General features: G+C 60.1%; 4 protein-coding genes. 2 read left to right on the top strand and 2 right to left on the bottom strand.

The window, feature by feature from the left end:
• Positions 1-81: 81 nt before the first annotated feature.
• Positions 82-1,278: a porin gene (locus tag VGH68_RS24005; RefSeq protein ID WP_331606201.1), complete on the top strand. Its 1,197-nt coding sequence runs from the start codon at positions 82-84 to the stop codon at positions 1,276-1,278.
• 276 nt (positions 1,279-1,554) lie between these two features.
• Here VGH68_RS24005 and VGH68_RS24000 read toward each other — a convergent pair whose 3' ends face one another.
• Positions 1,555-3,228, bottom strand: coding sequence for a long-chain fatty acid--CoA ligase (locus VGH68_RS24000; protein WP_331606200.1), 1,674 nt, complete (start codon positions 3,226-3,228; stop codon positions 1,555-1,557).
• Between the two features lie 145 nt (positions 3,229-3,373).
• Entirely contained in the window at positions 3,374-3,553 is a 180-nt protein-coding gene (locus VGH68_RS23995) for a hypothetical protein (RefSeq protein WP_331606202.1), read from the bottom strand.
• A gap of 323 nt (positions 3,554-3,876) precedes the next feature.
• On the opposite strand from VGH68_RS23995, the gene VGH68_RS23990 reads away from it, so the two are divergent.
• Positions 3,877-5,100, top strand: coding sequence for a M20 aminoacylase family protein (locus tag VGH68_RS23990; RefSeq protein WP_331606199.1), 1,224 nt, complete (start codon positions 3,877-3,879; stop codon positions 5,098-5,100).
• Positions 5,101-5,625: the final 525 nt, after the last annotated feature.

Raw genomic sequence — 5,625 nt, 5'->3', positions numbered from 1 at the left:
CGCGAAGTTAGAAGGCAAGGCCTCAACGCTAGATAAATATTCGCCTTGTACAAAAGATTCGTAATCCTTGGAGATCATTCGATGAAAAAGTCGCTTCTCGCTCTCGCGGCACTGGGCGCATTCGCAGGCGTCGCACATGCTCAGAGCAGCGTGACCCTGTACGGCATCATTGACGTTGGTATCAACATGAACACCAACGCCGGTGGCTTCCACAAATACGACATGTCCAGCGGCGTCATGCAAGGTTCGCGCTTCGGCCTGCGTGGCACGGAAGATCTGGGCGGCGGTCTGAAGGCGCTGTTCGTGTTGGAAAACGGCTTTGACGTGACCAACGGCAAGCTCGGCCAAGGCGGCCTGATGTTCGGCCGTCAGGCGTACGTCGGCCTGTCGAGCCAGTTCGGCACGGTCACGCTGGGTCGTCAGTACGACTCCGTCGTCGACTACGTCGGTCCGTTCGAGGTGGGCGATCAATGGGGCGGTTACATCGCTGCTCACCCGGGCGATCTCGACAACTTCAACAACTCGTATCGCACCAACAACACGATCAAGTACACGAGCGCGAACTACGGCGGCCTGACGTTCGGCGGCACGTACAGCCTCGGTGGTCAGGCAGGCAACTTCACCGGCAACCAGATCTGGTCGTTGGGCGCTGGCTACAACAACGGTCCGTTGGCATTGGGCGCTGGTTACTTGAACGCGCGCACGCCGGCAGCTTCGGGCGGTCTGTTCAATAACGGCGGCACGATCTCGACGAACACGCCTGCTATCGGTACGACTGCAGCCAACTTCGCAGTGACGTCGCCGATCTACGCAGGCTACGCATCGGCCAATACGTACCAGGTCGTCGGTGCAGGCGGTGCCTACACGTTCGGCGCAGCAACGATCGGCCTGACGTATTCGAACGTCCAGTTCGGCAACCTGGGCAAGACGTTCGCGTCGCCGTTCACGGGCCAGAAGGCCACGTTCAACAACGGCGAAATCAACTTCAAGTATCAGTTGACCCCGGCACTGCTGGTCGGCGCAGCGTATGACTACACGCGCGGCACGCAAATCGACAATGCATCGCGTGCCCAGTACCATCAGGGCGCTGTGGGCGTGGACTACTTCCTGTCCAAGCGCACCGACGTGTACGTGGTCGGTGTGTACCAGCATGCTCTGGGCGACACGGTGACGTCCACCGGCCGCGTGGTCGCCGCAACGGCAGGCATCAACGGCCTGACCGGTTCGTCGACGAACAACCAGTTCACGGCTCGCATCGGTATCCGTCACAAGTTCTAATAAGTCGTAAAAACGCAGTTCTCTCAAAGGCGCCTTCGGGCGCCTTTTTTTATGCCTTCGAGGGCGGCGGGGCCGATGTTTCTGTCGTGGGAGCGCGCCGATCGAGTTTCCGCCGGAAGGCGCGGCGCGAGCGGCCGACGAGAAGAACAAGAAAAGCCCGGCGTGGATTTCCGTCCGCCGGGCTTTTCGTTGCGCGCCGACCTGCGTATCGGGATCAGTCGCGGTATTCGTCGACCGTGGTTCGCGTCGAAGGCGTACTGGCTGCGCGGGATTCGCTCACACGCGCCCGTCGCGCAACTCGCGGCGCAAGATCTTGCCGACGTTGCTCTTGGGCAGCTCCGTGCGGAATTCGACGAGTTTGGGCCGCTTGTAGCCCGTCAGTTGCGTTTTGCAGTACGCGAGAACGTCCTGATCGGTAAGCGCCGGGTCTTTCTTCACCACGAACAGTTTCACCGCTTCGCCCGAATTCTGGTCGGGCACGCCGACCGCCGCGACTTCGAACACACCCGGCAGCTTCGCGACGACGTCCTCGATCTCATTCGGATATACATTGAAGCCGGAGACCAGAATCATGTCCTTCTTGCGATCGACGATCTTTACGAAGCCATCCCCGTTCATCGTGCCGACGTCGCCCGATTTGAAGAAGCCGTCTGGCGTCATCACCTTCGCGGTCTCGTCGGGCCGGTTCCAGTAGCCCGCCATGACTTGCGGGCCGCGGATGCAGATTTCACCGGGCTGACCGAGCGGTACTTCGTTGCCGTCGTCGTCGCGGATCGAGATTTCGGTCGACGGCAACGGCAAACCGATCGTGCCGTTGTGCTCGGTCGCGGTGACGGGATTGCAGGTCGCGGACGGCGAGGTCTCCGACAGTCCGTATCCCTCGATGATCGGCGTGCCCGTCGACTCGAACCAGCGCCTCGCGACCGCTTCCTGCACCGCCATGCCGCCGCCGTTCGCGGTGAGCAGCTTCGAGAAGTCGAGCTTGTGGAAGTCGGGGCTGTTCAACATCGCGTTGTACAGCGTATTGACGGCGGGAATCGTCGTGATTCTGTAGCCTTCGAGGGCCTTGATCATGCCGGGGATATCGCGTGGATTCGGAATCAGCACGCCCATCCCGCCCGTGCGGATTGTCAGCAGCCCACATACGGTCAGCGCGAATATGTGGTACAGCGGCAAAGCGACAACGGTGATGAACTGATCGATATCCGGGCGGCCTTCGCGCGCCGGATTCAGCCAAGCCTCCGACTGCAGCACGTTGGCGATCAGATTCCGGTGTAACAGTGTCGCGCCCTTGGCGACACCGGTCGTGCCGCCCGTGTACTGAAGAAACGCGATGTCGTCCGGCCGCTGCTGGACCGGTTCGAATGTTTGGCTCGCACCCCGGGCGAGCGCGGCGTTGAACTTGATGTGACCCGGCAGAGCCCACGCAGGCACCATCTTTTTCACCTTGCGCACGACGAAGTTCACGAGCGCGCCCTTGCCCCCCATCAGGTCGCCCATCGCCGCGACGACGACATGCTTGACCTGTGTATTGCGGACGACCGCCTGCAACGTTGCGGCAAAATTTTCGAGCACGATGATCGCTTCCGCGCCGCTATCCTTCAGTTGATATTCGAGCTCGCGCGGCGTATAGAGCGGATTGACGTTCACGACCACATAGCCCGCGCGCAGGATCGCGGCAATCGCCACCGGATATTGCAACACGTTTGGCATCATGATGGCGACGCGCGCACCGCGGGAGAGTCCCGTCGACTGAAGCCACGCCGCGAGCTTGCGCGACAGCGTATCGAGTCCGCCGTAGCTGAGTTCCTTACCCATGCACACGAACGCCGGCCTGGCGCGATGCTCGCGGAAGGCTTCCTCAAGCAGCTCGGCCACCGACGAATAGCGCATCGGGTCGATCTCTGCGGGAACGCCGGGCGGATAAGTTTTCAGCCAGATTTTCTGCATGCAGGGTCTCCTGAATTATTTTCGAATGATCGTGCTAAAAATGCATCGTAGCATGCGCTTATTGCGGCCAACGGCGACAGCGGTGCAGTTAGACTGCCGTCTCGAAAGGGAGGAGTTCCGGCGGTGCTCAAGCTGCAATAGGTTCCTAGGCTCGCTCCACTTCGACAGGACGGTCGTAATAACACGTAGCACAGTCGCCGTCGTCGGTAAGTGCCAGGGTTGCGAGCGGGTTCGCGTTGCAGCCGGCCGGCGCGAGCTTCTTCCACCAGCTCGGCAATTCGAGCGCAAGGCCCTCGTGCGCCGAGTAGGTCACAGTCTCGTGCACAGCGCGACCTGCGTCGGCGAATGCTCTTGATAACTGGCCACCTTGTTCGCCCATCCGTTCTCCACGGTCACCGGCATCACGCGGGTGTTGGGGCAATCGTGCGGGCCACTGCGCGCGAATTGGAGGCAGCCATTGGCAATCGGTCCAAGCAAGCAGTCGGTGGTCGTGTCGGGCAAAGCGGAATTCTATTACGTCGATTGGCCGCCGCCGTCGGTGGTGCCGCCAAAAAGACCTTCGGCGTAGAATCGATTATCCCAGCGCCGAGGGCAGCGCGCCTCCGAGCGATCTCAAGCAAGTCAAGCACAAGCGATTGATACTCCATCATGAAACTGATCCCCGAAATTCAAGCCGCTCGCGGCGAAATCCAGACCCTTCGACGAACCATCCATGCTCACCCGGAGCTTTGCTACGAAGAGACGACGACGTCTGATCTCGTTGCTCGGACGCTCGAATCCTGGGGTATTGAGACACACCGCGGATTGGGGAAGACCGGCGTCGTCGGCGTATTGAAGCGCGGTAGCAGTTCACGCGCGATTGGTCTACGAGCCGACATGGACGCACTACCGATTCAGGAGCTCAACAGCTTCGAGCATCGGTCTAAAAACGACGGCAAGATGCACGCTTGCGGCCACGATGGACACACCGCGATGCTGTTGGGCGCGGCACATTACCTCGTCAAGCACGGCAACTTCGACGGCACGGTCGTGTTTATTTTTCAGCCGGCGGAAGAGGGCGGTGCCGGCGCAAAGGCGATGATTGATGATGGCCTGTTCGTCAAATTCCCTGTGGATGCGGTGTTCGGTATCCATAACTGGCCAGGCATGCCTGCAGGTCACTTCGGCGTGACCGAAGGCCCGATCATGGCGTCGAGCAACGAATTTCGCATCGAAATCAAGGGGACCGGAGCCCATGCCGCGCTGCCCCACAATGGGCGCGACCCGGTCTTTACGGCTGTACAGATTGCGAGCGGGCTGCAAAGCATCATCACGCGAAACAAGAAGCCGCTGGATACCGCTGTGCTGTCGATCACCCAGATTCACGCTGGCGATGCGGTCAATGTGGTCCCGAACGACGCGTGGATTGCAGGAACGGTCCGGACTTTCACGACCGAGACGCTCGACCTGATCGAAACGCGCATGCGCAAGATCGTCGAGAGCACCGCCGACGCGTACGACTGCTCCGTTCAGATCCGCTTTCACCGAAACTACCCGCCGACCATCAACAGCAGTGAAGAAGCGCGTTTCGCGGCATCGGTGATGAAGGAAATCGTTGGCGCGGAAAACGTCGATGATGCGGTCGAGCCGACGATGGGCGCCGAAGATTTTTCGTTCATGCTGCTGGCAAAGCCAGGCTGCTACGGCTTTTTAGGCAATGGTGACGGCGGCCACCGCGAATCCGGCCACGGTGCGGGTCCCTGCATGCTGCATAACGCAAGCTATGACTTCAATGACGAGCTATTGCCGGTCGGGTCTACATATTGGGTGAGGCTGGCGCAGAAATTCCTTTCTGGAGCGGCCCCCGAATCCCCTGACACGTCTGGCGCTTAAATAGCGGCTTCGTATACGAATACGACTGCGCTTTTTGACCGACAGCAAACAAGAAGCGCTAAGAGTACTCAGGGCCTGGAATGCAGGCGCCGGTGGTCAGTGAAAGATAAGCTGGCGGTGGTGAAAGAGAGTTTCGAGCCGGGCAAATCGGCCTAGATGGTCGTAAGCCAGCGCCACGTCAAATCGAACCAGCTATTCCATTGACGCGAGCTGCAACGATGGCAGCGTGTCAGCAGTCAGTGCCGCCTAGGACGGTGGGCCGGCGTCGAAGGTGAGCGATGCAGTCGAAAACCAGGAGGCTTCAGCGACTGGTGGGAAAGGATCATGCAAACCGACATTCTTCGCGAGGCGGTGGAGGTGGCGAAGTCGGGAGAACTTGCAGTTGCCCGGCAGTTTGCGTCAGTCGTGTCCGTCCAGTGCCTATGCGGGCGTAAACGCAAAAACCCCACCGTAATCGGGTGGGGTTTCTGAGAGGAGGGGTAGCCTGACGATTACCTACTTTCACACGGGCAATCCGCACTATCA

This window comes from Paraburkholderia sp., from assembly GCF_036488505.1.
In the GTDB taxonomy this organism is placed as follows: domain Bacteria; phylum Pseudomonadota; class Gammaproteobacteria; order Burkholderiales; family Burkholderiaceae; genus Paraburkholderia.
The sequence above is the reverse complement of the archived record's forward strand: the minus strand, read 5'-3'. Positions and strand labels throughout refer to the sequence as shown.